The following is a 23903-nucleotide window of genomic DNA, read 5'->3' on the forward strand; positions in this document are numbered from 1 at the left end:
GCTGCGGAGTTCCAGGTACCTATGCGTGTCTTGAAGTAGTTCGATGCCGAGCATTTGGGGTTCGTAATTGTCTGCTCAGGGAACCGCATGGCGCGCCTCTTGGTATCCGGAAGCGCGCGTGGCCGCCTGTTTGCTATGCCAGGACACGCTCGAAATAGGAATAAAACGTTCGAGAACTCCACTTGTTTTGATGGACCCAATCGAGTTTTTCGACCGCCTTGACGTCGGTCCTTGCGGTCCAGGAACCAAGGTCGAATGAGTCATCGCCGGCCCCCCCCCGGAGGCGTGAAATGGAATTTCCAATGGGGGTGACGTGCGCGCCATTGATGTACGTGCAGACGCTCACGCGCAGCGCAATTTTCCGCGCCGGCGTGGATGACCTTGCTGGCTGGGCCTTCGCCTCCACGGCTTTGAGGAAGGGAATGAGCTGCTGATGTATGGCGCTGCATATCGCGGCCGATCACCGCGCCGTAAAGGACATTATCAACAGCCAACAGCGTAGTCTTTTCATGCCTTCGTGTAATCGTGGATCACGGTCCCGAAGCGGTCTCTCTGTAGCGGCAGGCCCGGCTGGGCGCCGTCGAGCGCCTGGATCGACTCGTCTCGTCGATCGACGGCGCGATGGCGTGCCCGGGCGGGTTAACGTAGAGCCCGACCCACGTCGCGCATCTTGAGAACAAAGCCCGAATCTTTGGAGAGCTTGAACTGGCGGATCCGGTTCGGCTCAAGGCCGTGCGCGCGCGGGATGCACTGCACCGAACTCATCGAGACGCCCGCGGGCCTGGTCATCATCGCGCCTGTCTATTGCGTCGCTTCGCCGGGCGGGTCCTGCAGCCTGACGGCGACGACCCTTTCGGCGACTTCGGCGCCGAGCGGCGGGATGCGCGGGGGGGGGCGTGTGGGTCTTCTCGCGCAGGAGGCCGTCGTAGCCTTCCTGCATCAACCACTCCTGCCAACGCCAGACGTCGGTCTTGGAGCTGCCGGTGCGCCGCAATGATCTCATTCGTGGCGATCCCATCGGCCCTGGGTAAGACGATTTCGGCGCGCGAGACGTGCATCTGGGCGGCGTTGCGGTTTTTTACGATAGCTTGCAACCGCTCGCGGTCAGGCGGCTCCAGCGTGATGGAAATGCCGGTTCGCATGCGCCAGACTCACACGCGCCACCCCTCCCAACCTGGTAAATGACATTACATCGGTGACCGATGGGATGTGTATAACACTCCTTCTCCATAACTTTGAGGCCATGGACTCTCAAATTTCAGATCCAAGCGGACAATGCCTTTTCAACCGCTTCTCTTGGCCAGAGACCGACATAACGCGGGAAGTCCACACCAAATTTGTAATCCTTCAAGTAACTTGTCGCAGGCGGCAGGTTAATCGGAGGTCGTTCGAGATCGAGGTAGCGAAACCCACCGGTAGCGACATCAAGGTTACGATGCCATCGCGCTCTGTGCGTGGTTAGCAGGACATAGGGTATCTGCGAAGAAAGGTAATTCAGAAGTGCTTTCCGGATATCGTCGAACGAAAGATGAAAAAGGCAATCGCGGCAATGCCAGACGTCGACAGGTGGAAAAGGATCGTCACATATATCGAAGATTTTTACTTCGAGTCCCGGGTGGCGATGACGCGCTCTCTCCACAACACTCGCTGAAATGTCTCCCCCAACATAACTTATTCCCGTGGTCATTATGACATCTGGCATCCAGTTCAAGTCGCCACACGGCGCATCGAACATGCTTTTGAAGTCTCGAGATCTAATTAACTCTTGCAATTCGCGGCAGTAATTTTCCGTAAAGGCTCTTTCACTTCCAAGACCGCTATGGCTCTGTTGAGAGCCCCAGTAATTGGTGGCGAAAATGCGGTCGAATACGGCTTGGCGCGAAACCGGCCCCTGCGAAAGCGGATTGGGGAAGGCTCGGGCGAAAGGGTTAATTCCAAATGGCCGACCGATCTTGTTGATCAGTCGGCGCGTCATTAACCCGATACCATTTTGTTCCTCACGCATGGGAGATGATCCTGACCCTGATAGCACGTTTGCCGGGATGTTATTCTGCGGATGCAGATACGATGCAAGGGCGACATTACACGTCAAATCCGCCTCCCCGCCAGCATCCTGCCGGACTCGACCCGAATTAGGAATTACCTAGATCCTGAGATCTGGAAAGGCTCTCGATTAGAGCAAGCCAGGACTTCCCCGTATTGTTTATGTCGAACCTAATTACGGCTGCCATTCGCTCCTCGGGTGTACGCCTTGGGCGTGGATTCGCCAGCCGCGGCAAGAGCGAACTAAGCCAGATTCCCATTGCTCCAGGGTCGCCGACGGGCGGCAGCAACAGACCATGCTCCAATTCGACCGGGGCGGGGGTATTCTTCATAGAGACCATATTGTCTCGAGCACCCGCAAGTATCGAACGCGGGCCCCAAGGACAGTCAGCAGAAATGACATCTATCCCTGAGGCCAGCGCTTCGATCAACACGTTAGGCAAACCCTCGTTTCGGGATGTGAACGCGAACACCGAGCCAACACGCATGTAACGAACCGGATTCGGTTTGAACCCAGCAAAGATGACATCCGCGGAAGCGTTTGGGGAATGCGATGTCCGGAGCCCAAGGGCCATGGCGCGCCCCTGGAGTTCCTCTCGAATTGGTCCGTCACCTACGATAAGCAGCCTACTCCTTGGAACATCGGCCTTGACCCTTGAAAATAGGTCGATCAAGAAGCGGAGGCCCTTGCCGTTATCCAAACGGCTACAGGAGACAATCGTCGGGAAGTGAGAGAACTCCTCATATTCGGGCTCTATTATCTGATCGGCGCTGCTTACGAGTTCCTCGGCGTCGATGTAGCCTTCGATTGGGACAATTCGTCTCTCAATCGATTTCGGCCGGCCTTCGGCAATCTCGTCGCCAACGCCGGACGAAGCCGGAACAATGCAAGTTGCAGCACGATAGATCAGGGGGTCGAAGACACCTTGCCACACCACGCGATTTAGGAAGGAGATGTTAAGATTGTAGCGCTTGGACCCCCGCTCGGAGACAATTGACGGCGTTCCGACGCTAGATAACAGCGCATTTAATAAATTCGGTCCGGAATGAAAACTGATCGCAATGTCGCTTTGACGCTTCAGCGCGCGGAAATTACGCAAACGTTGGAGCCACCGTGCGATCCATCCGCGCTTGCCATCGTCTAGAATAACTACCGGACAATGCGTTGGTTCAGGGGCGTGGGAATAGTCCGCGCCTCCGTAACCGCTGGTGAATAACGTAACTGTCGTATCGTGATAGCGTGAAAGGAAATTGGCCAGCCGAATAAAGGATTTTTCAGAGCCGCCATATCCTATTTGTGGCCCAAGCAATATGATCCGGCGACGTACTGGAGGTCCGCTTTCAGGTAACTCTCCCAAAATCATGCCGCCAAATCTCCAGGTTCTTTCATTTCCCACTTATCCGCCTTGAGCCACATTTGGAAAGCTAAAAGGGACCATATCATCAACTGGCTTGATTTGCCACGAACGAAATAATCGTGTTTTGCATCCTCTACGGCTTGAACATTCAGAACTCCCTGGTCCGATATCGACTGACGATCCAACAAATCTAAAGCCCATGAGCGCAACGGACCACGCAGCCATCTGTCAATGGGCAGGCTGAAACCTTGTTTCGGCCGGTCCACTAAACGTCGGGGAATGATTTTGTAGAGCGCTTCACGCAAAACCCATTTATTGACGTCGCCGCGCATCATCAAGCTGCTATCCAGCCGGCAGCTCAGTTCGAAGACCTCTGGGTCGAGAAAAGGCATGCGCCCCTCCAAGCTGTTTCGCATGGAAGCTCGGTCAACTTTCACCAACAAGTCCGATGGTAGATAGTTAACAATATCCAGGTAACGAAGCTGACCTAATGGGTCCAGCCATCCGAGATTCGTAGGGATTGTCGAACCGGCTCGCCTGTCGCCATCCATGAGGACAAGATCTGGAGGCGCCGTTGAGCGAATAGAATTTTCATGGAGATCCATCAATGAATCTGCACGGAGCTTCTGCGAGATACGCTCCAGCTTGAACTGGATCGAACTAGCGATTTTTGGGCATTCGACATGCTTCTGGAAATCATCGCCCCACTCCGAAACATTGGATAGGGTTCTCGCCAATGCACGACGTGCTGGCAGGAGGCGTATCCAATTCCATTGTTTCTGAACGGACGCATAACGAGGATAACCTCCAAATAACTCGTCTCCACCATCGCCAGTAATTACAACCGTAACATGCTCGCTCGTTATTTTGCTGACGAGATAGGTCGGGATTAGCGAGGCGTCCGCAAATGGTTCATCGGTGAACTCTCCGAGAGTGGGGATCACCTTGAGTAATTCCTCCGATGTCACGTATTCGCTGTGATGGTCCGTTCCGAGATAATGTGCTACTGCAGCCGCATGAGGAGCCTCGTCGAATGCGATATCGTCTACGCCAATACTGAATGTTTTCAGACGTTGCCCCGAAGCGCGTTGTGTCAGAGCGGCGAGGATCGAGGAATCGATCCCGCCTGATAGGAAAAGCCCTAGCGGCACGTCTGAAGCCAACCGCAATCGGCATGCCCTGTCTAATGCGGCGTTAATTGCTTCAATTGCCGTTCCCGCGTCGCTTATCCGGTTTTCAAGCCCCCGCTGAAAGACCTCAACCGCAGACCAGTAAGGACGAGGAACCCCTGGAGCGCCGCTTTTCCATGTTAGGCTGGAACCAGGCGCCAATTTGGAAACATTGCAATATATCGAGCAGTCCTCAGGTACATACCCGTACAGAAAATACTCGCTTAGCGCCGAACGGTTTAGATCAAGGTCGATGTCGCCAGCCGCCTTAAAGCAGGAAAGTTCCGAAGCAAAGCCGAAACTTGTGTCGCTCTGGATGTAATACAGAGGCTTTTCCCCGAATCTGTCCCGAGCGATCGAAAGCGATCTCGCGCTACGATCCCACAATCCTAACGCAAACATTCCGTTCAGCTTAGGCAGCGTCTCAGCAAGGCCATAGAATGCGATGTATTCGAGAAGCGTTTCAGTGTCTGAATGTCCACGCCATTGAATGTTTGTTGCCTGATCGAGGTGGGATCGGAGTTCGCCTGCGTTGTAAATCTCACCGTTGAACGAGAGCACATACCGACCACACTGTGAGATCATGGGCTGGCGTCCTGCCGCTGTCAGATCAACGACAGCCAGTCGTGTGTGGCCTATTGCGATTCCATCGTCGGCCCAAAGGCCAACGGCGTCGGGACCTCGGTCGCGCACGGGTTGAAGCATCCTCCGGACTCGCGACTGCAAAGCGCTCGTTTCGAGATTCGCTGAAAAACCAACAATACCACACATTACGCCGATATCTCCTTAGCAACCGCATTTCTCAAAAGCATTGACCGAGAGCCTTGCGTTGCTCTTAATTTTTGCGCCTGTTCTTTCACTCAGCTAGCCGGTTTCGAGTGCTTTCGGCGTTCGATGTGCCTAATCGCGCCTACAAGGCAGAGCCTTCTAGTCGCTTTATCGACGCTGCCTTGGAGGGGTAATCGATTGTGGGAATCTGGCGAGAATAGATCTACAAATGACAGGTGTAGCTTCGGTTCAGGTTTCTCGCAGCATGCCGGCGAGCCAGGCGCTTAACAGGCTTCTCATCGACGATTGCGGCATGCAAAGAGCGGCGTGCTTTCAATTTCTGCTGGATCCCCTGCCGCTACCGAGCCTGTTCTGCCTCTTCAGCATCTCAATCGCCCCAAGGGTAAATGAGCATACCGCGCCTTACGCAGTCACATTTAGCGTTCGATTGTTTTCGGCGTTTTTTTTGCGCCCGTGTAACGCGAGTCGATTGGGCTGGCCGCGTCCATGAAAACACGGGCGCCTTGATCTCCCACATACATCACTTGGAGCGATTCGAAGATGGGATGAAAAGCGCGTTACGCTCAGTCTCTCGGTTTTGTCATCCCGAACCGGCGTCGCGATCGAAAGCAGAGCCGAGATGCTGAAGAGAGGGGATTACCTCCTGCAAACAAGGCGTTCAAACAATACTGAAAAGGGCGGCCGCTTTTGGCGCCATGATGGAGTATCGCGCCGTAGACGAGGGGTCTGCTCTATCCGCGTTGTTGGACTGTTTGCGTGGTTCGCATCCACGCTCTCGCGTTAGCAAATTGAACGATCCACTTCATCGTCTCTCACACTTGCCGATCGAGGGGCCCTATATAGCGTTAAATAGGAATCCAAACACTTATCCATGTCGAATTTTTGTAAAGCCTTAGCTGTATTGGCCCTTAATGTTTCGAACAGCGCTTTGTCTGAGGAGAGGCGTTTCAGCGCGATAGATACTTCGGCGCTCATTTCGTCGCATTCGCCAAGCTTGACTAAAAGACCGGCCGGATCGTCACCACTCCCATCGATCATGTTACGCACTTCGCCGACATCCGTCGCCACAACAGGCTTATTGAGCAATAGGTACTCAATGACTACTGTGGGCAGACTCTCACTCGGGATCCGGCTGATCATACACCCCACGTCAAACCGGGCAATATAGCGAAGCGGATCTGCGACATTTCCCGCGAATATAATTCGGTCATCATCAACAATCTGACGAACTTCAGTAAGGTAATCGCCATCCCCAACTAATATTAGCCAAGCATTCGGGAGATCGAGTTTTCGGAATGCGGATATTAATGCGTCCCAACCTTTCTCACGTCTTCCTCGACCCACCATGCCTATCACAAACGCATCATCAGGAACACGTGCAATTACTTCCGGCATGCTTCGGCGCCATTGCTGCTCTCGATTGGGGTAGCCATTATAAATTTTGGAAAAGCGATTTTCCGATGCTATCCGAGGAAATACTCGCTGAACCATGGAAATTTGCCGGTCAGTGATACAGACGACGTGACTGACAGAATTCTCTATTTTGTGCACAGCCCGGGTAAAATCTTGCAACCGCATTGCGCGGCTGTTGCCCGTATCTTCAATCGCAAGGTAATCCCCGTGAATCGTTGTGATCCATGGAATCGACAATGTCTCTGCTACATCCGCTACGACGAGGTCGGAAGCTAGAAGGTTTGAATGAACAACAGTAGCTCCGCGGGCGGCGAGATATTGCTTAAGGCAATGTGCTTGCAAGCTCCTTACTATCGAAAAACTCGATCCAAGCAGATAGAGGAGACCGTCAAATCTTGAGCATAACATGTATATTGTGGGCATGCCGAGTTGAATAAGTGTGACATTTGGAGCGAGAGCTGTGACTAATGCAGGGTCGATCTTGTCTGGGCGTAGCACGCATATGCTTACTTGCACACCGCGGACTTGCAGTGCGGAAGCCACTCGAAGCACGAATGTTTCTGCACCACCCGTTACAAGGGTCTCTGTTACAAAAACAATTCGCATCCGCACACTCCGCTGAGCCGTTCTTTGGCGCTGAGTCACGGATATAAATCCGAGCGTTTTATAAGTCCATCCAGAATTATCCCAGATCTGTGCGACCCACACTTCGGTTAGTGATTTTTCCGACAATTCCTGACAGAGGGAAAGAGAGTGCCGCTGCTTGTCACTCACTTAAGGCAACTGGCCTGGGATTTTTCCTCCGGACACAACAGGAAATTTTGACCCCATTTTCCGATTGGCGGCGATAAAGCGGCTACTTCGATACACTTGCCTCCCTCATTTATTATAAAGAACTTGTAATTGAAGGGGCGCATGATTTCCAAAACGCGCTGACCGATTTCCTCATTGTTGATTTCTGCTATTACTACTGGGCGGCTTTTCCTCAGGATATCTCCGAGCCCCGTTAGGACTTCGGGTTCGTGACCCTCTACGTCTAGCTTGACGAGTTGGACTTCAGATACTCCGTGCTCAGCGAGATAATCATCTAGTCGCACGGTCTTCACGATGGTGGCCCTGCTAATAGCAGAGGGATCGACAAGGACCTCATCAGAGAACGTTGAATTCACGGGATGTTCCCCGGCTCCAACGTAAAAGGTCGCGGTACCGTTGAAGTCAGAAAGGGCAGCCTGTTCCGCTCTTATATTGTAAGGGTTGAGGCTGGCATTGTAGAGCAACCGATTATAGATGGCTCCCACAGGCTCAAATGCGAAAATCATGGCTTTTGGGTTGGCGGCTCCGGCAATCATGCTATACAAACCCGTATTCGCACCTCCGTCTACTATAACTGTAGCCTCCGCTGCAAAATTGCGCCAGATCTCTATGCTGGTCTGCTCATAGGAGGACAACCCAAGCCAGAAGAGTCGGTTTTCATAGGCTGTTTCGTAGTGATTGAACTGAAATGAATTTCCGCAGTCTAGTTTAATTTCAAACGGTCCCTTGAAATAGAGATGCTGAAAAATGGCCTCCGGCAGTGGGAGTTTTCGGAGAAACTCGAATACAGTCTGCCTGCATTGCAGGCGTTCGTAGCCTGCTTTCAACTCGTTCTTTATAGCCATACAACTTCTCCCCGAATCCTCGCCGAAAACGCTATGATGCTGCTTTTGCTGGGAAGATGCGATTGGTGATTTATTCTTTCGGAATTGGGCAATCGTGTCTTAAAAACGCTTTTTGGCTATACGCCGACGCAACAAATCTATGAAAAATCTTGGGTGAATTTTCGCCAAGAGTCGCGCCGCCTCGCGGTAATTTCCTGCGGCAAGCTCGTGACGAAACAACAAGTATCGAGCTGGACTTGCGAAACTCGAGAAAATGCGCGGGTTGAGGCCGAAACTTTCGACGGCGGAACCATAGGCGTCGATCATCCGACGTAAATAATTGACCTTGAGAGCACTCGTTTGCGTCGCTAGACGAGTAGTCCAACTGCCATCGAAGCCCAAGCGGTAGACGATTGTATCAATGGGTAGGTAGAGCGCCCCGTTTGGCGTAGCCCCGCGCAAAAACATGAATAGATCGCCTACCGGAGCAGTTCTGAACCATAGCGGCATTTCGTGCAATCTCTCTGCGCGCCAGATCAAGGAAGCTGTAGGGACCAAGATGCCCTCTCGCTTCAGAATCTCACTAAGGGGAACAACACGAACTGTTACGCCATAATCCCAGCTTGGTCGTAGCGAACCGTCTGGCGATAGTATTGTTCCTTGTGTAAAGCAGACGCCAACTTCCTGATACTTCTCCATTTCTGCGATTTGATGAACTAGCTTATGCGGATCAGTCCAAAAATCATCCCCTTCACAAATCGCTATATATTTGCCTCGACATTTTTCAATTGCACGCAAAACATTGGGTATCATCCCGATATTCGTTGGGCCATGTATGACCCGGATTATCGCAGGATTCTCGCGATGCGCTGCCAGTGCGACTTCAAACGTATCGTCCGTTGAATGATCCTCTGCTAGTATAATTTCGATTGTGAACGGCGCAATCTGGTTTACTATACTTTTGATAGCCTGCTGCAGATATGCTTCGTGGTTATACGCAAGAACAATGACGCTCACCAAGGGATGCCGCACGAGCCTCGTGGCGTCAGATGTCTCAAAGATGATTTCATCGCATTCAGGTCGCATCATATCTGCGCAAGTTGGAAAGTTCGGGGTCGGACGAACGGCAACGGGGTCGTATGGCTTCCATCCATAACTCTTGGTGTGCGGAGCGCGCCTGATCTGCCGAAGAAGCTATGATCGTGCCCAGGCTCCGATCTTTAAGGACCTCTACGGCCTGCTTTAGCCGCCAAAAATTGTCGTTCAATATCCAGCAGATCACGGGAGCGCTCCTTGATCCGTCGGGCCGGATTCCCGGCATAGATGCCGAACGCCTCGCAATCTCTCTTTATCAAAGTCAATGCGCCCACGGCTACGCCCTCTTCCAATGTAACCCCCGGCAGAATGACGCTACCGCTACCGACGATGACGTGTCTGCCAAGGAGGACGTCTGCGTTTGTGACTCGCGTATATGCGCTCGGCACTGTCGGGTTGGTCATTGCGGCTCCTGAATAATCGTCATTGCTCGAATAGATAGCGACACGCGACGATATATTGCAGAAATCGCCCAAGGCGATTTTTCCGGCGCCTATCAATGAAGAAAAAACTGCAATGTGAACATGCTGTCCTATGAGGATGCCTCCTCTCCCGGCGGAGAGGACACAATAGTCGTCAATCCGAATATCATCGCCTAGGGAAATTTTCCCAGCGTTATAAAAGGAAGCCTTTTCTGAAATCTGCAGGTTCTCACCGAGAGACGCAAAGCCTATCTGCTCCAACGCGTCCCTGCTGAGCATAGCCATTTTTCAAGCTTCTCGGATGATTTCAATCACGCGCTGCTGCTCATCGGCACGCAAGGCCGGGTATATTGGGAGACAAAGGACCTTATCTGAGGCCTCGGCCGCAACTGATAGATTCCCTCGCTGCGCAGATGGCAGTCCGCGATACATTGGAAAATCCGAAATGAGGGGGTAAAAATAGCGACGCGCATAAATACCATTTTCTTTTAGCTTGTCGTATAAAGCATCACGTTGCAACGGGTAGCGGTCGGGTTCGACTAGAACTGGAAAATAAGCATAATTGGCGATTTTTTCACCCGAGTCATTGAGACACCGTATCCCGCTTACATCTGCCAATTGTGTGCGATATTGATTCGCTATTTCTTGTCGACGAGCCAAGGCTTCGTCAATGTGCTGGAGCTGTAACAAACCCAAGGCAGCGTTGAACTCACTCATTTTTGCATTAATTCCAGGCGCAACCACGGTAACTTCGTCTGCGAACCCGAAGTTTTTCAGATAATCTATCCGTTGCTTCGTCTTCGCGTCGGGGCAAATGATAGCGCCGCCTTCGAAGGTGTTGAATACCTTGGTGGCATGGAATGACAGCACGGAGAGATCGCCGTGGTCTAATATACTCCCACGTTCGTCTTGGACGCCGAAGGCATGAGCGCCATCGTAGATGACCCTTAGATTATAATTATCTGCAATCTTCTGAATTGCTGTCACATCGCACGGATGGCCGTAACAATGAACCGGCAATATAGCGGTCGTATGTGGCGTTATAGCCGCTTCTATACGACGCGGATCGATATTGAGTGTTTCGGGATCAACATCCACAAAAACGGGCTTGATGCCGTTCCACAGAAGCGAATGAGCGGTTGCGACAAATGAATAGGGGGTTGTAATCACCTCGCCGCTGATACGCAACGATTGAAGCGCAGAAACCAGTGCAAGCGTGCCGTTAGAAAACAAAGAGATATATCTGACGCCGAGATATTCGCACAAGGCGCTTTCGAGCTTCTGGTGGTAGGGACCGCCGTTAGTAAGGACCTTATTTTCCCAGATCTCCCGCAAATAAGGGATGAATTCCTCGAGGGGAGGGAGGTAAGGCTGCGTGACGTAGATTGGCTTTTTCATATTGACGGAACAGATTTCGAGAGCGTCGAGAGGTCGGATGCCGTAGTTTTGCGCGCCACATACCAAGGCAGCGCCTTTTCCAGCCCTTGGGCTACTTTGTACTGCGGCGAATAGCCGAGCAGCTGTTTTCCCTTGCTTATGTCTGCCTGGCTATGCCGGACGTCTCCTGCGCGAAAGTCACGGTATTGCGGCTCCGCAGCCGAGAGATGCAGAAAGCCGGGAGTGAGGAGGCGGCGGAGTTCATAGTAGAGATCGTTAAGCGTAGTCCTATCGCCGGCCGCAACATTGAATACACCGTTGACAGCGTCGGCCTTCTCCGTTGTCGCGGCGAGCAGATTCGCCTGAATCGCATTATCAACGTAGCAGAAGTCACGGCTCGTATTTCCATCGCCATTGATGAAGACAGGATCCCCGGCGATCATCGCTGCGATCCACTTTGGAATCACAGCGGCGTAAGCGCCTTCCGGATCTTGTCTTGGACCAAAGACGTTGAAGTAACGCAGGCCGATTGACTCGAGCCCATAGCAGCGCGCGAACACATCGGCGTATAGTTCATTGACGTATTTCGTAACGGCGTATGGGCTCAGTTGTCGGCCAATGATCGTTTCCACCTTCGGAAGGCCCGGATGATCTCCGTAAGTTGAACTGCTCGCCGCGTAAACAAATCGCCTTACCTTGGCGTCGCGCGACGCCACGAGCATGTTGAGAAAACCCGTAACATTTGCGGCGTTTGTGGCAATGGGGTCGGAAAGGCTCCTCGGGACGGAGCCGAGCGCAGCCTGATGCAGAACGTAATCGACGCCTGCACAAGCTCTTTCGCAATCGTTGAGGTCGCAGATGTCGCCGCGGATGAAAGTGAACCGAGCGAATTGCGAGGGCTGAACCGCAGCCTCGACTTCCTCGAGGTTTCGCTCATAGCCAGTCGCAAGATTGTCGAGTCCCACAACTTTCTGATCGAGCCTGAGTAGCGATTCCAGCAGGTTAGACCCGATGAAACCGGCCACTCCGGTGATCAGCCAGGTCTTCTGCTCTCGCCGGAGATCGCAGCAAATCTCATCATAAACAGTCATTCAAATAATCCTACAGGCGGAGATCTGACTGGTCGGCTTCGAGGACATATTTGAGATCGTAGAGGATATGCTGTGGTTTCCCGAAGTCTCTGATGCGCGGGCCCAGGCCACGAAACTCGTCGTGTGCAACCGCCAAAATGATGGCGTCATAGGCTTTCTGCTCCGGCTGCGTTATCGGAGACAGACCATACTCATGCTGTGCTTCTTCGGCGCAAGCCCACGGATCATAAATATCGACGACGGCGTTATAGTCCGCGAGTTCCCTGACGATATCGACTACCCTTGTGTTGCGCAAATCTGGGCAATTTTCCTTGAACGTCAGTCCCATGACCAGAATGCGCGCGCCCTCGACGTGAATACGCCGCTTGATCAGCGCCTTCACAAGTTGTGAACTGACATATGCGCCCATGCTGTCGTTGAGGCGGCGGCCGGCAAGTATGATCTCTGGGTGGTAGCCGATGGCCATCGCCTTATGCGTGAGATAGTAAGGATCAACGCCAATGCAGTGGCCGCCGACGAGACCTGGACGAAACGGAAGGAAATTCCACTTCGTCCCCGCGGCCCGCAGCACGTCTTCGGTATCGATGCCCATTTTGTTGAAGATGATCGCCAACTCGTTGATGAGGGCGATATTGAGATCGCGCTGGGTGTTTTCGATGACCTTGGCCGCCTCCGCGACCCTGATGGTCGGAGCCTTATGTGTCCCAGCCACTATTATCTCGCTGTAAAGCTGATCGACCAATTCGGCGACCTCCGGCGTTGAACCGGAAGTCACTTTCTTGATCGTCGATACGCGATGCAACTTGTCGCCCGGATTGATGCGCTCCGGGCTATAGCCGGCAAAGAAATCCACATTGAATCTGAGCCCCGAGCACGCCTCGAGCACGGGTGCGCAATCTTCCTCGGTTGCGCCGGGATACACTGTCGATTCGTAAATAACGATGTCGCCCTTCTTCAAAACCTTCCCAATCGTTTCCGAGGCCTTGATCAGCGGCGAGAGGTCGGGCCGCTTGTACTCGTCGATCGGCGTAGGCACAGTGACGATGTAGACATTGCAACTGGCGAGATCCGCGAGATCGGTGGTGTAATTCAGCCCGCTTGCAGCGCGCAATTCATCATCAGCGACCTCGAGGGTCGTATCGTGGCCGCCCTTCAACGCAGCGATCCGCGCGGGGTTTATGTCGAAACCCACGACGCTTCGACGCTTGCCGAATTCCGCCGCCAGGGGAAGACCCACGTAACCAAGACCGATAATTGCGAGCTTGACGTCGGCGAGAGAAGTGACATTTTCCATTTTGATCAATAGCCCTTGGAATGCGTGGAAAACCGCGTGGTTGCTTGCTGTGCGCCTTCTCGACTTTGTTCAGGCGGCATCTCAAAAAAAGACGATCGGGGATACAACTGAAAAATCGTCCAGACGGTCTGCGACTGGCGCGCACACCTGTCGTCTTTCTAGCGCGCGCGCATTGGATTTGACCACTCCCCTTTTCGCGCGATCGTCCAGAAAAATCCACTTACAACAACAAGATGACTGATGCTAACCTCTATTGTAAATAATCAGGAAGTCAAAAACTTGCTGTGAGGGGCGCCGGCAGGCCGCTTCCCGGTCGCAACGATCGTCCCATGCTACCGCCATCCGGGTGAAGCCAAACGCTTCACCCGTCGCCGCGGTTCAACAGGCGCGTCGCCGAACGCGCCAAGGAGCTTCGCGCCGACTTTAGCGGCGCCCGGCCTGGAGGCATGGACCACTATACATCGTCCATGACATTTAACAGGCCCTGAACGTGGCTGTTCGCGTCGGTCGGTGTGCGGCCAAGGCCATCGGGTAGGTTGGAGAGATAACGAGATGCACGCGATCTGGGCTCAGGCCGGACGCCACAGAGAGGAAAGGCGCGAAACCTTACCCCGGGAGACCGGGATCGGCCTCGCCGCGCGCGTCGTCGCCGAAATCGATCCAGGCTTCGGTTCAATCAATCCTGATCCCTCCAAGCCTCATTGGCCATGCTTGCCCAGAAAGACGATTGAGCCTTCGATTCGAGGCGATCATCATACTCTCCCAGCGGACGATTTGCACTTCCAACGGATCGGCACTGGCAAACGTAATTATATGGAGGCGCTCAAGAAGAAACGCGTCCGGGCTCTTTCGGCGCCGGCGCCGACATCACTCAACAAATCCGACTAAAATGTGTCGCCTTGAATCGCGAAGCTAAAGCAAAACCTTGATCCATGTGGTTCGTTCACGTGCGCCTCGCATATACGTCTTCAGCAATTTCCACTCAGCGAACCGGGCGCTTTACTTATTGGAAAGACGCCGTCGGCGCCTTGAATCGGAACAGCACCGCCCCGCGCTTGCGTGGAAGACGCATCTGTTCCCGCCTTCGGCGTCTTGAAAGCAGCTCCCTCAAAATGGGCGGAAAATGCAACAGGCGCCTGTTTCCATCTGCTGAACGCCAAGTCAGAAACGCCAGGCCAAAAAACACCGGGTCGAAAACGCCGGTCAAAAACGCCAAGTCGATGAAATTTCTGGCGGTCCCGACAGGATTCGAACCTGTGACCTTCGGTTTAGGAAACCGCTGCTCTATCCTGCTGAGCTACGGGACCCGCGCGAATCAACATCTACCACAGCGCGCCTGTTTGAAAAGTTGGAATTCCCGGGGAGAGGCCTGATGTTCGAATCCGCGTCCCTGCCGCATGTCATGACCAAAGCCGCCTTCGAGGCGGCCGAGACGCAGCTGCGGGAGAGGCTGCTCGACGCGCAATTCGAGGTGGCCGACAGGAAAAACGCCGCTGTCATGGTGCTCATCAATGGTTCGGACGGCGTCGGCAAGGGCGAGATCGTCAACAGGCTCTACGACTGGCTCGACGACCATTTCGTCGAGACCCTCTCCTATGGCCGGCCGACCGACGAGGAGCGGGCGCGGCCGGGAGCCTGGCGTTATTGGCGCGACATACCGGCCAAGGGGCGGATCGGCCTCGTTCTCGGCTCCTGGCATCATCGTCTGCTGCGCAACCGCGCGCTCGGACGGCTGGGAAGGAACGCCTATGACCGGGCGCTCGAAGAGATGATCCGCGCCGAGGAGATGCTGCGCCATGAAGGCGTGTATCTCCTGAAGATCTGGCTGCACATGGATTTCGCCGAGGCGCGCCGGCGGCTCAAAAAGCTTCGGCAGTCCGATGGGGCGTTGCGGCGCCCGGCCGTCGTGGAGTGGGACGAATTCGAGAGCGAGAAGGACCGCGCGAGGCTCGCGGACGCGGCGCTCGAGATGATCGAGCGCACCTCGACCGGCGACGCGCCCTGGGCCGTCGTGCCCGCCGCCGATCCCCGCTACCGGGACGCCGCCGTCGGCGATCTCCTGCTGCAAACCCTGACCCGCGCCGCCGGCGACGGCCGGCCCTCTCCCCGCACGCTTGCGATCGCCGCGCCGGCCAATGATTTGCCCAAGCCGAGCCTCGTTTCCTTTCTCGATCTGGCGCAAGGCGCCGACCGGGCGACCTATGCGCAGGAGCTGCGCGCGCTGCAGCAGCGGCTCACCGAGGCGACGACGGCCAGAAGCTTCCGCGACAGGGGCCTCGTCATCGCCTTCGAGGGCAATGACGCCGCCGGAAAGGGCGGCGCGATCCTGCGCGTGCGCGAGGCGCTCGATCCGCGCCGCTTCCGCGTGCACGGCGTCGCCGCGCCCACCGACGAAGAGCGGGCGCGCCCCTATTTGTGGCGCTTTTGGCGCAATGTCCCTCGGCGCGGCGACGTGGCGATTTTCGACCGGAGCTGGTACGGGCGCGTGCTGGTCGAGCGGGTCGAGGGCTTCGCGGCGCCGCAGGATTGGATGCGCGCCTATCAGGAAATCAATGACTTCGAGCGGGAGCTCGACGAAAATCGATATACCGTCGTGAAGTTCTGGCTTGCGATCTCCCCGGACGAACAGCTGCGCCGGTTCCAGGATCGCGAGGCCAAGCCCTTCAAACGCTACAAGCTGACGCCCGACGACTGGCGCAATCGCGAGAAATGGCAGCTCTACGAAGCGGCAATGACCGATATGATCGATCGCACCAGCTCACGCCACGCGCCCTGGACGATCGTCGAAGCGAACGACAAGAAATTCGCCCGGCTGAAAGTGCTGCAAACCATCGTCGACAGGCTGGAGGAGGCAGGCCGGGCATAAGCCTCGCGCCAGAACCCGACCCTAAGCTTCAGATCAGCGTCATGTTCATGATGGCCCTCCCATTCGGGGAGGAGAGACGCAGTGCGAGGATTGTCATGCGGGCAACGGACATTCTGGCCCAGTTAGCTGATCGCGATTTTCTCGAGGCCGCCGGGCCGGCGGTGCTGCGGCTCAAGCTGCTGGAAGCCACCTATCTTGCGGAAAACCGGAGACTTTCGGGGGAGATGCGGGAGGCCGCGCGTCAGGCCGCCGAGGAGCTGAGGCGGCTCATTCTCGAACGCCCCTCCGTGTCTCTCATCGATCAGGCGGCGAAGCGGCAGGTCGACGCCCGCCCCGCCGAGGAGCCGCCGCCAGTCGTTCTCCAGCTCAGACGCGCCTGAGGCTCAGGCGCGCCCCTCCGCCAGCCTTTTCTCCCAATCGAGGGCCTGCCGGACGATCTCGTCCAGATTGTCATATTTCGGCGTCCAGCCGAGAATCTCGCGGGCGCGGGCGTTGGAGGCGACGATCGCCGCCGGATCGCCCGGCCGGCGCGGCGCGTAATCGACCCGGAAATCCACCCCCGACACGCGCTTCACCGCCTCGATCACCTCGAGCACGGAGAAGCCGTGGGCGTAGCCGCAATTCGCCGTAAGACTCCCGCCTCCCTTGCGCAGATGCGCCAGTGCATCGAGATGGGCGCGGGCAAGGTCCGTCACCTGGATGTAATCGCGAATGCAGGTCCCGTCGGGCGTCGGATAATCCGTGCCGAAGACCTGCAAGCAGTCGCGCATGCCGAGCGCGGTCTGCGCCGCGACCTTGATGAGATGGGTGGCGTTGGGCGTCGACTGGCCCGAGCGGCCCCTGGGATCCGCGCCCGCGACGTTGAAATAGCGCAGCACGACATAGTCGAAGTCATGGGCGTGGGCCACGTCCTCCAGCATCCACTCGACCATGAGCTTCGAGCGGCCATAGGGCGAGACTGGCCTGAGCGTGGCGTCTTCCGTGACGGGCAACTCATCGGGATCGCCGTAAACGGCGGCCGTCGACGAGAAGATGAAATGCTTGACCCCGGCGGCCACGGCGGCGGCGATGAGATTGCGCGCCTTGGCGGTGTTGTTGAGATAATAGCCCAGCGGATCGGCCACCGAATCGGGCACCACGATCCGGGCGGCAAAATGGATGATCGCGTGAATGTCGTGGCGGGCGATGATGTCGGCGATGAGCGCCTCGTCGCCGTCGTCGCCGATGAAGAGCGGGACCCCTTCCGGCACGGCCCAGCGGAAGCCCGTCGAGAGATCGTCGAGAACGACGGGCTTCTCGCCGGCGTCGAGCAGTTCGAGAACCGTGTGGCTGCCGATGTAGCCGGCGCCGCCTGTGACCAATATCGCCATTGTCGTCCTTTCCTGCCGTCCGCCGCGCCAAATTAACGCCGCATCGCCAAATTTAGGTCTAAAGTCGCGCCGCCCGGCCCTGCCGGAGACGGTTCGTCGTAAACGTCACTTGAAACGGATTCTCATGACCAAGCGCATTCGCAAGGCTGTCTTTCCTGTCGCCGGACTCGGCACCCGATTCCTTCCGGCGACCAAGGCCGTGCCCAAGGAAATGCTGACGGTCGTGGACCGCCCTGTCGTACAGCATGTCGTGGACGAAGCGCGAGAGGCCGGCATCGAGCATTTTGTCTTTGTCACCGGACGCGGCAAGGGGGCGATCGAGGATCATTTCGACATGTCCTACGAACTCGAGGACACGCTCAAGCGCCGCAACAAGACGAAGGAATATGAAGCCCTGATGGCGGACCTCCCCAAGGCCGGCGCCACGAGCTTCACGCGCCAGCAGGCGCCGCTCGGCCTCGGCCACGCCGTCTGGTGCGCGCGCGAGATCATCGGCGACGAGCCTTTCGCCGTGCTGCTCCCCGACATGATCACCTTGCCCGCCCCCGGAAAGACGGCGCGCTGCCTCGCCCAGGCCGTCGAGGCCTATGAGAAGCACGGCGGCAACGTCATCGCCGTCGAGGAGGTCAAGCCCGAGGAGACGCATCAATATGGGATCGTCGCCAAGGGCAAGGACTTCGGACAGACCTTCGAGATCACCGGCATGGTCGAGAAGCCGCCGCAGGGCACGGCGCCGAGCAACTTCATCATTTCCGGACGCTACATTCTCGAGCCCGGAATCTTCGCCTTGCTCGAAAAGGGCGAGAAGGGCGCGGGCGGCGAAATCCAGCTCACCGACGCCATGATTCATCTCGCCAGGGAGCGCCCCTTCCACGCCGTCCGCTTCGACGGCCGCACCTATGACACGGGCTCCAAGCTCGGGTTTCTGGCGGCGAATGTCGCCTTCGGTCTGGCGCGGCCGGATGTGGCCGATGGGCTGAAAGAGGAGCTGAAGAAGCTTTTGGGGTGATGGAGGATGCACGGGCGGGGCGAGAGCCTCGCCCGATCGCTCTAGCGCCGAAGTGGGAACCGGTTCGGCGGTAGAAGGCGCGACGGAACGATAAGCTGGAGCCTCGACCCGATTCCATCGGATCGGAAAAGGCTCTGGCGCGGAGTTTGCAGCGCTGGTTGGAAAGACGGATCTGTCGGCAAGCGCCTGAGCCTGCCAATCCGCCTCCTAGCGCCGCAACGCCCGCCCGATTGCCCATCGCAGCAACGCGATCTGCGCGACCAACGCCACGAACAGCGTCTGCCACATGACAAAAATGGCGCAGGGGTCGTTCTCGTCGCCACAGCCGAAGGCGGCCACGAGGGGGCCGGTCAGGAGGGTCGCAGGCAGGCTCGACGGAAAACCCAGCGCCGCCATGGCGCGGCGCGTGAAAAGCCCGAGGCCGCGAAGGCGCGGTCCCACGTCGTAATCGTCATAGATGTTGACATAGGCCGCCAGCAGGACGAGCGCGGCCGTCACGGTGGCGAGGGCGTAGAAGAGCCAGAGCTTGCGGGCCAGCGCGCCCCTCTTGCCCGCCCCGCTGTCGCCAGCGTCGCCGTTCACCCCTTCTTGGGGCGGATGCGGATGATCACGTCGCAGCCGACGATCTCCATGCCCTCGGGCGGCGCCGGGAGCCGGGCGAATTCGACCGAGCCGTCGGCGGCGTCGAACATGCGGCCGGTCGCCTCATCCATGAAGTGATGATGCGGCGAGGTGCGGGTATGGAAATAGGTGCGCGGTCCCTGAACCGCGATCTCTCGCAGGAGCCCTGCCTGGGCGAACTGGTTGAGCGTGTTGTAAACCGTCGAGAGCGACATGGTGAGGCCGGCTTCGCGCGCCTCGGCGTGCAGCGCCTCGGCGCTGACATGGCGGTCGCCCTTGCCGAAGAGCAGCTTGCTCAGCGACAGCCGCTGGACCGTGGGACGCAGGCCGGCGTTGCGCAGCCGCGCCTTCGGGTCCACCGGCACGCCAGCGGGCTGCTCGCGCAAGCGGCGGGAATTGTCGAAGCTTCTGCCGACCGGCTGATGCGTCATGGAAAGACCCGATGCGGGACGTCTCGCCCCTTGAAACTCTTCGGAAACAGTAGACGGCAGCGCAGCCGCCCTGTCAAATGGCGCAACATGAAAGATTTCCAAACAAGAGCCGCCGGTAAGACGATGACGCAAAAGGATTCCGCCCGCCCGATCCTCGACCGGCGCGCCGCGCTGCAGGGCCTCTGCGCCGCCCTCGTCGCCGCGCCCTGGCCGGCGCGGGGCGGCGATTTCACTGCATTCGTCGAAGGACTGTGGCCATCGGCGCAGGCGGCTGGCGTCTCGCGGGAGACCTTCGAGGCCGCGGTTTCAGGCCTCGCGCCGGAGCCCGGCGTGCTCGCCAAACCAAAGGCGCAAGCGGAATTCACGATCTCCATTCCCGCCTATCTGGCCGGGACAGTGACAAATAGCCGCGTGGCGCGCGGGCAGTCGGTCGCCGCCGAGCTCGCGGGGCCGTTGCGCCGGGCGACCGAGCGGCATGGCGTTCCGGGCGAGATCGTCGTCGCCATTCTCGGCGTCGAAAGCAATTTCGGCTCGGGGACCGGCGGCGCCGACGTGCTGAAAGTCCTGTCGACGCTCGCCTGGAAGGGCCACCGCGCCGAGACCTTCATCGAGGAATTCATCGACGCCCTCGTCATGCTCGAAAAGGGCTATGCGACGCGCGCCCAGTTGCGCGGCTCTTGGGCGGGCGCCATGGGCCAGCCGCAATTCATGCCCTCGGCCTATCTCAAATTCGCCGAGAGCGACGCCGGCGCCGCCGCCCCGGACATTTGGCGTTCGCACGCCGATTCGGTCGCGAGCATCGCCAATTTCCTGCAAAAGTCGGGCTGGGTCGCCGGGCTCCCGGCCGTGGTCGAAGTCAGGCTGCCGGAGACGTTCGACTACGCCGCTTTCGATCTCGACTTCCCGCGCTGGCGGGCGCTGGGCGTTACCCGCGCGGATGGCGAGGCGCTCCCCGCCAGCGGCGCCGCGAGCCTCTATCTGCCGGCCGGGGCGCGCGGTCCGGCCTTTCTGATCTCGGATAACTTCGAAGTCATCCGCCAGTACAACACCTCGGACGCCTACGCCATGTCGGTCGCGGTTCTGGCCGAGCGCATTGCCGGGCGCGAGATTCCGCTCGCCCCCTGGCCCCGGGTCGCGCCGCTCTCGACCGCCGACGTCAAGGCGATGCAGCACTTGCTGACCGAGAAGGGCTATTATCGCGGAACCCTCGACGGAAAGCTCGGGCGCACGAGCCGCAACGCCATTCACGCCTTCCAGCTCGCGGAAGGCGTTCAGCCGGCGGACGGCTTCGCGACCAAGGACATATTGGCGAGGCTGCGCGGCCGCTGAGCGGGCCCCGATCAGCGCACCGGCGCCGAGACGAAACCGAAGGCGACGCGGGTCAGCATGTCGGCGCCGAAGCGCTCCTCCGCGCGCCGGACTGTCTGGCCGCCGAGGCTGCGGTAAAAGGCGAGCGCCTTCTCATTGTCGGCGAGCGCCCAGACGATCGTCGACAGATAGCCGTGCTCGGCGAGTTCGCGCCGGGCGGCGCCGAAGAGCCGGCGGCCCAGCCCCAGGCCCTGATGTTCGGGCGCAAGGTAGAGCTCGAAAATCTCGCCCGAATAGGGCATGGACGGCACGCGGTTGCGGCCATAGGTCGAATAACCGGCGATCCGCCTGTCAAAATCGACGACGAGCAGCCCCGTGCCCCGCAAGATCGCCGAATGCCACCATTTCGGCCCCCGCCGCGCGACCATGCGCTCGAGCTCCACGCCCGGAATGACGCCCCGATAGGCGTCGCGCCAGGAGGCGTCATGAACGCGCGCGATTTCCTCGGCGTCGCCGGGTCGAGCGTGACGAATGGAGAAAGCGGTTTTAACCATAGGAAGATGTTAGGGCTCATTCGACGCTTTGGGCAAGAGCCTCAAACGAAGGAAAACGCAAAAAAACGAATGCGGTTCGGCTTAACTTTTGTTAACGTTGCGACGCCTTCGGAACCGCGCCATTGCGCGCGGCCCCGGCTTGCCTGCGGCGGCGCATTTGCCTATCCTTGGGCGTTTTTCGGCCTTCGGCCGCTCGAGCGAGGATTTCGGGACGTGGCTGTCTCCAACGCCACATATCGCGCCGTCGAGGCGCATCTGTCGACTGGCGCCGTCGCAGCCTGCGCGACGCCCGATCTGCGCCTGCTCCCCGGCCTGCTGCTTCTTCGTCGCCCCTGACCGCCCGCAGGGTTCAGCCCAGGCCGTCAGGGGATCGAGACGCAACCGTTCAGCGCCCGGATAGGGCGAGCAGCTTTCAGGAAGTTTCCGACATGACCAATCCCGCAAACGGCTCCACGGACAGCGCGCGCGTCGTCATTTTCGACACGACCCTGCGCGACGGCGAACAGTCGCCCGGCGCCTCCATGACGCTCGAGGAAAAACTGGAGGTCGCCGATCTCCTGGACCAGATGGGCGTCGACATCATCGAGGCGGGCTTTCCCATCGCGAGCCCCGGCGATTTCGAGAGCGTTACGGAAGTCGCGCGACGGGTAAAGAACGGCTCGGTCGCCGGCCTCGCCCGCGCCTCCGAAAAGGACATCGACCGCTGCGCCGAGGCGCTGCGCGAAGCGAAGCGGCCGCGCATCCACACCTTCATCTCCACCTCGCCGGTGCATATGAAATACAAGCTCCAGATGGAGCCCGAGCGGGTGCTGGAGCTCGTCGCCGCTTCCGTCTCGCGCGCCCGCAACCATGTCGCGGATGTGGAATGGTCGGCGGAGGACGGCACGCGCACGGAAATCGATTTCCTGTGCCGCTGCGTCGAGACCGCGATCAAGGCGGGCGCCACGACGATCAATATTCCCGACACCGTCGGCTATACGACGCCGCAGGAATATGAGCAGCTGTTCCGCACCGTGCGCGAGCGCGTGCCCAACGCCGACAAGGCGATCTTCTCGGTGCATTGCCACGACGATCTGGGCCTCGCCGTCGCCAATTCTCTGGCGGGCGTGCGCGGCGGCGCGCGGCAGGTGGAATGCACCATCAACGGGCTCGGCGAGCGCGCCGGCAACGCCGCGATGGAGGAAGTGGTGATGGCGCTGAGGACGCGCCACGACATTTTGCCCTATCACACAAATATCGACGCGAAGCTCCTGACCCGCGCCTCGAAGCTCGTCTCGGCGGTGACGTCCATCCCGGTGCAATACAACAAGGCGATCGTCGGGCGGAACGCCTTCGCGCATGAGAGCGGCATCCATCAGGACGGGATGCTCAAGAATGCCCACACCTATGAGATCATGACCCCCGAGAGCGTCGGCGTCTCCAAGACCTCGCTCGTCATGGGCAAGCATTCGGGCCGCCACGCCTTCCGCGAGAAGCTCAAGGAACTGGGTTATGATCTGGGCGAAAACCAGCTCAACGACGCCTTCAACCGGTTCAAGGATCTCGCCGACCGCAAGAAGTTCGTCTACGACGAGGACCTCGTCGCGCTCGTCGACGACGAGATCGTCACGGCCCACGACCACATCAAGGTGCTCGCCTTGATGGTGATGGCCGGCACGCATGGGCCGCAGTCGGCGGCGCTGACGCTCGACATCGACGGCGACAAGGTGACCCATCAGGCGACCGGCAACGGCCCCGTCGACGCCATCTTCAACGCCATCAAGGCGCTCGCGCCGCATGAGGCGACGCTGGAGCTCTATCAGGTCCACGCCGTCACCCAAGGCACGGACGCACAGGCTGAAGTGTCCGTGCGCCTGTCGGAGGACGGGAAGTCCGTCACGGGCCGCGGCGCCGATCCGGACACGCTTGTCGCTTCGGCGCGCGCCTATGTCTCGGCGCTCAACAAGCTGATGGTGAAGCGCGGCCGCGCCAGGCCGGAAGCGATGCAGGCGGTTTGACGATCGCATCGATCAAAGCCTCCAACAGAGGAGGCTTTGATCAGACATATTCTCACGAA

22 protein-coding genes and 1 tRNA gene are annotated in these 23903 nt (G+C 58.0%); 8 read left to right on the top strand and 15 right to left on the bottom strand.

Going from position 1 to position 23903, the window contains the following annotated elements; translation table 11 throughout:
* The first annotated feature begins 745 nt into the window (after nt 1-745).
* Nucleotides 746-997 carry a hypothetical protein gene (locus WOC76_RS18890; RefSeq protein ID WP_341431537.1) on the top strand — a complete coding sequence of 84 codons (252 nt, stop codon included), beginning with the start codon at nt 746-748 and terminating at the stop codon, nt 995-997.
* A 261-nt stretch (nt 998-1258) separates the two neighbouring features.
* Here the strand turns inward: WOC76_RS18890 and WOC76_RS18895 are convergent, their stop codons facing one another.
* From WOC76_RS18895 to tviB, 10 genes are all read right to left on the bottom strand, one after another.
* Entirely contained in the window at nt 1259-2005 is a 747-nt protein-coding gene (locus WOC76_RS18895) for a class I SAM-dependent methyltransferase (protein WP_341104590.1), read from the bottom strand.
* Nucleotides 2006-2132: 127 nt separating this feature from the next.
* On the bottom strand, nt 2133-3407 hold the full coding sequence (locus tag WOC76_RS18900) for a glycosyltransferase (protein WP_341389367.1): 1275 nt from the start codon (nt 3405-3407) through the stop codon (nt 2133-2135).
* Nucleotides 3404-5341, bottom strand: a complete 1938-nt coding sequence (asnB, locus tag WOC76_RS18905) for an asparagine synthase (glutamine-hydrolyzing) (protein WP_341389369.1) — start codon at nt 5339-5341, stop codon at nt 3404-3406. Before asnB ends, WOC76_RS18900 begins: the two co-directional genes overlap by 4 nt.
* 798 nt (nt 5342-6139) lie before the next feature.
* Nucleotides 6140-7378, bottom strand: a complete 1239-nt coding sequence (locus tag WOC76_RS18910; protein WP_341431538.1) for a glycosyltransferase — start codon at nt 7376-7378, stop codon at nt 6140-6142.
* 164 nt (nt 7379-7542) lie between these two features.
* Entirely contained in the window at nt 7543-8430 is an 888-nt protein-coding gene (locus tag WOC76_RS18915) for an FkbM family methyltransferase (protein WP_341104580.1), read from the bottom strand.
* 99 nt (nt 8431-8529) lie between these two features.
* A complete protein-coding gene (locus WOC76_RS18920) occupies nt 8530-9426 on the bottom strand; it encodes a glycosyltransferase family 2 protein (RefSeq protein WP_341104579.1) in 897 nt (298 codons plus the stop codon).
* A gap of 203 nt (nt 9427-9629) precedes the next feature.
* Entirely contained in the window at nt 9630-10211 is a 582-nt protein-coding gene (locus tag WOC76_RS18925) for an acyltransferase (protein ID WP_341104578.1), read from the bottom strand.
* Nucleotides 10212-10214: 3 nt separating this feature from the next.
* Nucleotides 10215-11324 (bottom strand): DegT/DnrJ/EryC1/StrS family aminotransferase, encoded by a 1110-nt coding sequence (locus WOC76_RS18930; RefSeq protein ID WP_341389371.1) that lies wholly within the window; start codon nt 11322-11324, stop codon nt 10215-10217.
* Complete coding sequence (locus WOC76_RS18935; RefSeq protein WP_341389373.1) at nt 11321-12394, bottom strand: NAD-dependent epimerase/dehydratase family protein; 1074 nt, start codon at nt 12392-12394, stop codon at nt 11321-11323. Before WOC76_RS18935 ends, WOC76_RS18930 begins: the two co-directional genes overlap by 4 nt.
* 10 nt (nt 12395-12404) lie before the next feature.
* Complete coding sequence (gene tviB / locus WOC76_RS18940) at nt 12405-13688, bottom strand: Vi polysaccharide biosynthesis UDP-N-acetylglucosamine C-6 dehydrogenase TviB (RefSeq protein WP_341104573.1); 1284 nt, start codon at nt 13686-13688, stop codon at nt 12405-12407.
* Nucleotides 13689-14240: 552 nt separating this feature from the next.
* On the opposite strand from tviB, the gene WOC76_RS18945 reads away from it, so the two are divergent.
* The gene (locus tag WOC76_RS18945) at nt 14241-14576 is read left to right on the top strand and encodes a hypothetical protein (protein ID WP_341104571.1); all 336 of its coding nucleotides are present in this window, start codon (nt 14241-14243) and stop codon (nt 14574-14576) included.
* Between the two features lie 342 nt (nt 14577-14918).
* On the opposite strand, the gene WOC76_RS18950 is transcribed toward WOC76_RS18945, so the two are convergent.
* A tRNA-Arg gene (locus tag WOC76_RS18950) sits at nt 14919-14995 on the bottom strand.
* A 65-nt stretch (nt 14996-15060) separates the two neighbouring features.
* Here WOC76_RS18950 and pap point away from each other — a divergent pair.
* On the top strand, nt 15061-16554 hold the full coding sequence (gene pap, locus WOC76_RS18955) for a polyphosphate:AMP phosphotransferase (RefSeq protein WP_341431539.1): 1494 nt from the start codon (nt 15061-15063) through the stop codon (nt 16552-16554).
* 95 nt (nt 16555-16649) lie between these two features.
* Nucleotides 16650-16934, top strand: a complete 285-nt coding sequence (locus WOC76_RS18960; RefSeq protein ID WP_341104566.1) for a hypothetical protein — start codon at nt 16650-16652, stop codon at nt 16932-16934.
* Between the two features lie 3 nt (nt 16935-16937).
* Here WOC76_RS18960 and galE read toward each other — a convergent pair whose 3' ends face one another.
* Nucleotides 16938-17924, bottom strand: a complete 987-nt coding sequence (gene galE / locus WOC76_RS18965) for a UDP-glucose 4-epimerase GalE (protein WP_341104565.1) — start codon at nt 17922-17924, stop codon at nt 16938-16940.
* 124 nt (nt 17925-18048) lie between these two features.
* Here galE and galU point away from each other — a divergent pair, with 124 nt between their 5' ends.
* Complete coding sequence (gene galU, locus WOC76_RS18970) at nt 18049-18933, top strand: UTP--glucose-1-phosphate uridylyltransferase GalU (RefSeq protein WP_341104563.1); 885 nt, start codon at nt 18049-18051, stop codon at nt 18931-18933.
* Between the two features lie 207 nt (nt 18934-19140).
* Here the strand turns inward: galU and WOC76_RS18975 are convergent, their stop codons facing one another.
* Both WOC76_RS18975 and irrA read right to left on the bottom strand, forming a co-directional pair.
* Nucleotides 19141-19515, bottom strand: a complete 375-nt coding sequence (locus tag WOC76_RS18975; RefSeq protein WP_341104561.1) for a hypothetical protein — start codon at nt 19513-19515, stop codon at nt 19141-19143.
* Nucleotides 19512-19985, bottom strand: a complete 474-nt coding sequence (irrA, locus tag WOC76_RS18980; protein WP_341104559.1) for an iron response transcriptional regulator IrrA — start codon at nt 19983-19985, stop codon at nt 19512-19514. The genes WOC76_RS18975 and irrA overlap by 4 nt, the downstream gene beginning before the upstream one ends.
* 123 nt (nt 19986-20108) lie before the next feature.
* Here irrA and WOC76_RS18985 point away from each other — a divergent pair, with 123 nt between their 5' ends.
* Entirely contained in the window at nt 20109-21314 is a 1206-nt protein-coding gene (locus tag WOC76_RS18985; RefSeq protein WP_341104558.1) for a lytic murein transglycosylase, read from the top strand.
* An 11-nt stretch (nt 21315-21325) separates the two neighbouring features.
* Here WOC76_RS18985 and WOC76_RS18990 read toward each other — a convergent pair whose 3' ends face one another.
* Complete coding sequence (locus WOC76_RS18990) at nt 21326-21847, bottom strand: GNAT family N-acetyltransferase (protein ID WP_341104557.1); 522 nt, start codon at nt 21845-21847, stop codon at nt 21326-21328.
* Between the two features lie 213 nt (nt 21848-22060).
* Here WOC76_RS18990 and WOC76_RS18995 point away from each other — a divergent pair, with 213 nt between their 5' ends.
* Both WOC76_RS18995 and WOC76_RS19000 read left to right on the top strand, forming a co-directional pair.
* Complete coding sequence (locus WOC76_RS18995) at nt 22061-22183, top strand: hypothetical protein (RefSeq protein WP_341104556.1); 123 nt, start codon at nt 22061-22063, stop codon at nt 22181-22183.
* A gap of 92 nt (nt 22184-22275) precedes the next feature.
* The gene (locus WOC76_RS19000; protein WP_341104555.1) at nt 22276-23844 is read left to right on the top strand and encodes a 2-isopropylmalate synthase; all 1569 of its coding nucleotides are present in this window, start codon (nt 22276-22278) and stop codon (nt 23842-23844) included.
* Nucleotides 23845-23903: the final 59 nt, after the last annotated feature.

It is taken from the genome of Methylocystis sp. IM3 (genome assembly GCF_038070105.1).
Taxonomy (GTDB): domain Bacteria; phylum Pseudomonadota; class Alphaproteobacteria; order Rhizobiales; family Beijerinckiaceae; genus Methylocystis.

What these genes read in the sequence shown, in the direction of transcription:
- WOC76_RS18890 (WP_341431537.1), top strand. Translation starts at nt 746, where the DNA reads ATGCACTGCACCGAACTCATCGAGACGCCCGCGGGCCTGGTCATCATC.
- WOC76_RS18945 (WP_341104571.1), top strand. Translation starts at nt 14,241, where the DNA reads ATGCACGCGATCTGGGCTCAGGCCGGACGCCACAGAGAGGAAAGGCGC.
- WOC76_RS18935 (WP_341389373.1), bottom strand. Translation starts at nt 12,394, where the DNA reads ATGACTGTTTATGATGAGATTTGCTGCGATCTCCGGCGAGAGCAGAAG.
- irrA (WP_341104559.1), bottom strand. Translation starts at nt 19,985, where the DNA reads ATGACGCATCAGCCGGTCGGCAGAAGCTTCGACAATTCCCGCCGCTTG.
- WOC76_RS19000 (WP_341104555.1), top strand. Translation starts at nt 22,276, where the DNA reads ATGACCAATCCCGCAAACGGCTCCACGGACAGCGCGCGCGTCGTCATT.
- WOC76_RS18925 (WP_341104578.1), bottom strand. Translation starts at nt 10,211, where the DNA reads ATGGCTATGCTCAGCAGGGACGCGTTGGAGCAGATAGGCTTTGCGTCT.
- WOC76_RS18895 (WP_341104590.1), bottom strand. Translation starts at nt 2,005, where the DNA reads ATGCGTGAGGAACAAAATGGTATCGGGTTAATGACGCGCCGACTGATC.
- WOC76_RS18960 (WP_341104566.1), top strand. Translation starts at nt 16,650, where the DNA reads ATGCGGGCAACGGACATTCTGGCCCAGTTAGCTGATCGCGATTTTCTC.
- WOC76_RS18910 (WP_341431538.1), bottom strand. Translation starts at nt 7,378, where the DNA reads ATGCGAATTGTTTTTGTAACAGAGACCCTTGTAACGGGTGGTGCAGAA.
- galE (WP_341104565.1), bottom strand. Translation starts at nt 17,924, where the DNA reads ATGGCGATATTGGTCACAGGCGGCGCCGGCTACATCGGCAGCCACACG.
- asnB (WP_341389369.1), bottom strand. Translation starts at nt 5,341, where the DNA reads ATGTGTGGTATTGTTGGTTTTTCAGCGAATCTCGAAACGAGCGCTTTG.
- WOC76_RS18990 (WP_341104557.1), bottom strand. Translation starts at nt 21,847, where the DNA reads ATGGTTAAAACCGCTTTCTCCATTCGTCACGCTCGACCCGGCGACGCC.
- WOC76_RS18930 (WP_341389371.1), bottom strand. Translation starts at nt 11,324, where the DNA reads ATGAAAAAGCCAATCTACGTCACGCAGCCTTACCTCCCTCCCCTCGAG.
- tviB (WP_341104573.1), bottom strand. Translation starts at nt 13,688, where the DNA reads ATGGAAAATGTCACTTCTCTCGCCGACGTCAAGCTCGCAATTATCGGT.
- WOC76_RS18915 (WP_341104580.1), bottom strand. Translation starts at nt 8,430, where the DNA reads ATGGCTATAAAGAACGAGTTGAAAGCAGGCTACGAACGCCTGCAATGC.
- pap (WP_341431539.1), top strand. Translation starts at nt 15,061, where the DNA reads ATGTTCGAATCCGCGTCCCTGCCGCATGTCATGACCAAAGCCGCCTTC.
- WOC76_RS18900 (WP_341389367.1), bottom strand. Translation starts at nt 3,407, where the DNA reads ATGATTTTGGGAGAGTTACCTGAAAGCGGACCTCCAGTACGTCGCCGG.
- WOC76_RS18985 (WP_341104558.1), top strand. Translation starts at nt 20,109, where the DNA reads ATGACGCAAAAGGATTCCGCCCGCCCGATCCTCGACCGGCGCGCCGCG.
- galU (WP_341104563.1), top strand. Translation starts at nt 18,049, where the DNA reads ATGACCAAGCGCATTCGCAAGGCTGTCTTTCCTGTCGCCGGACTCGGC.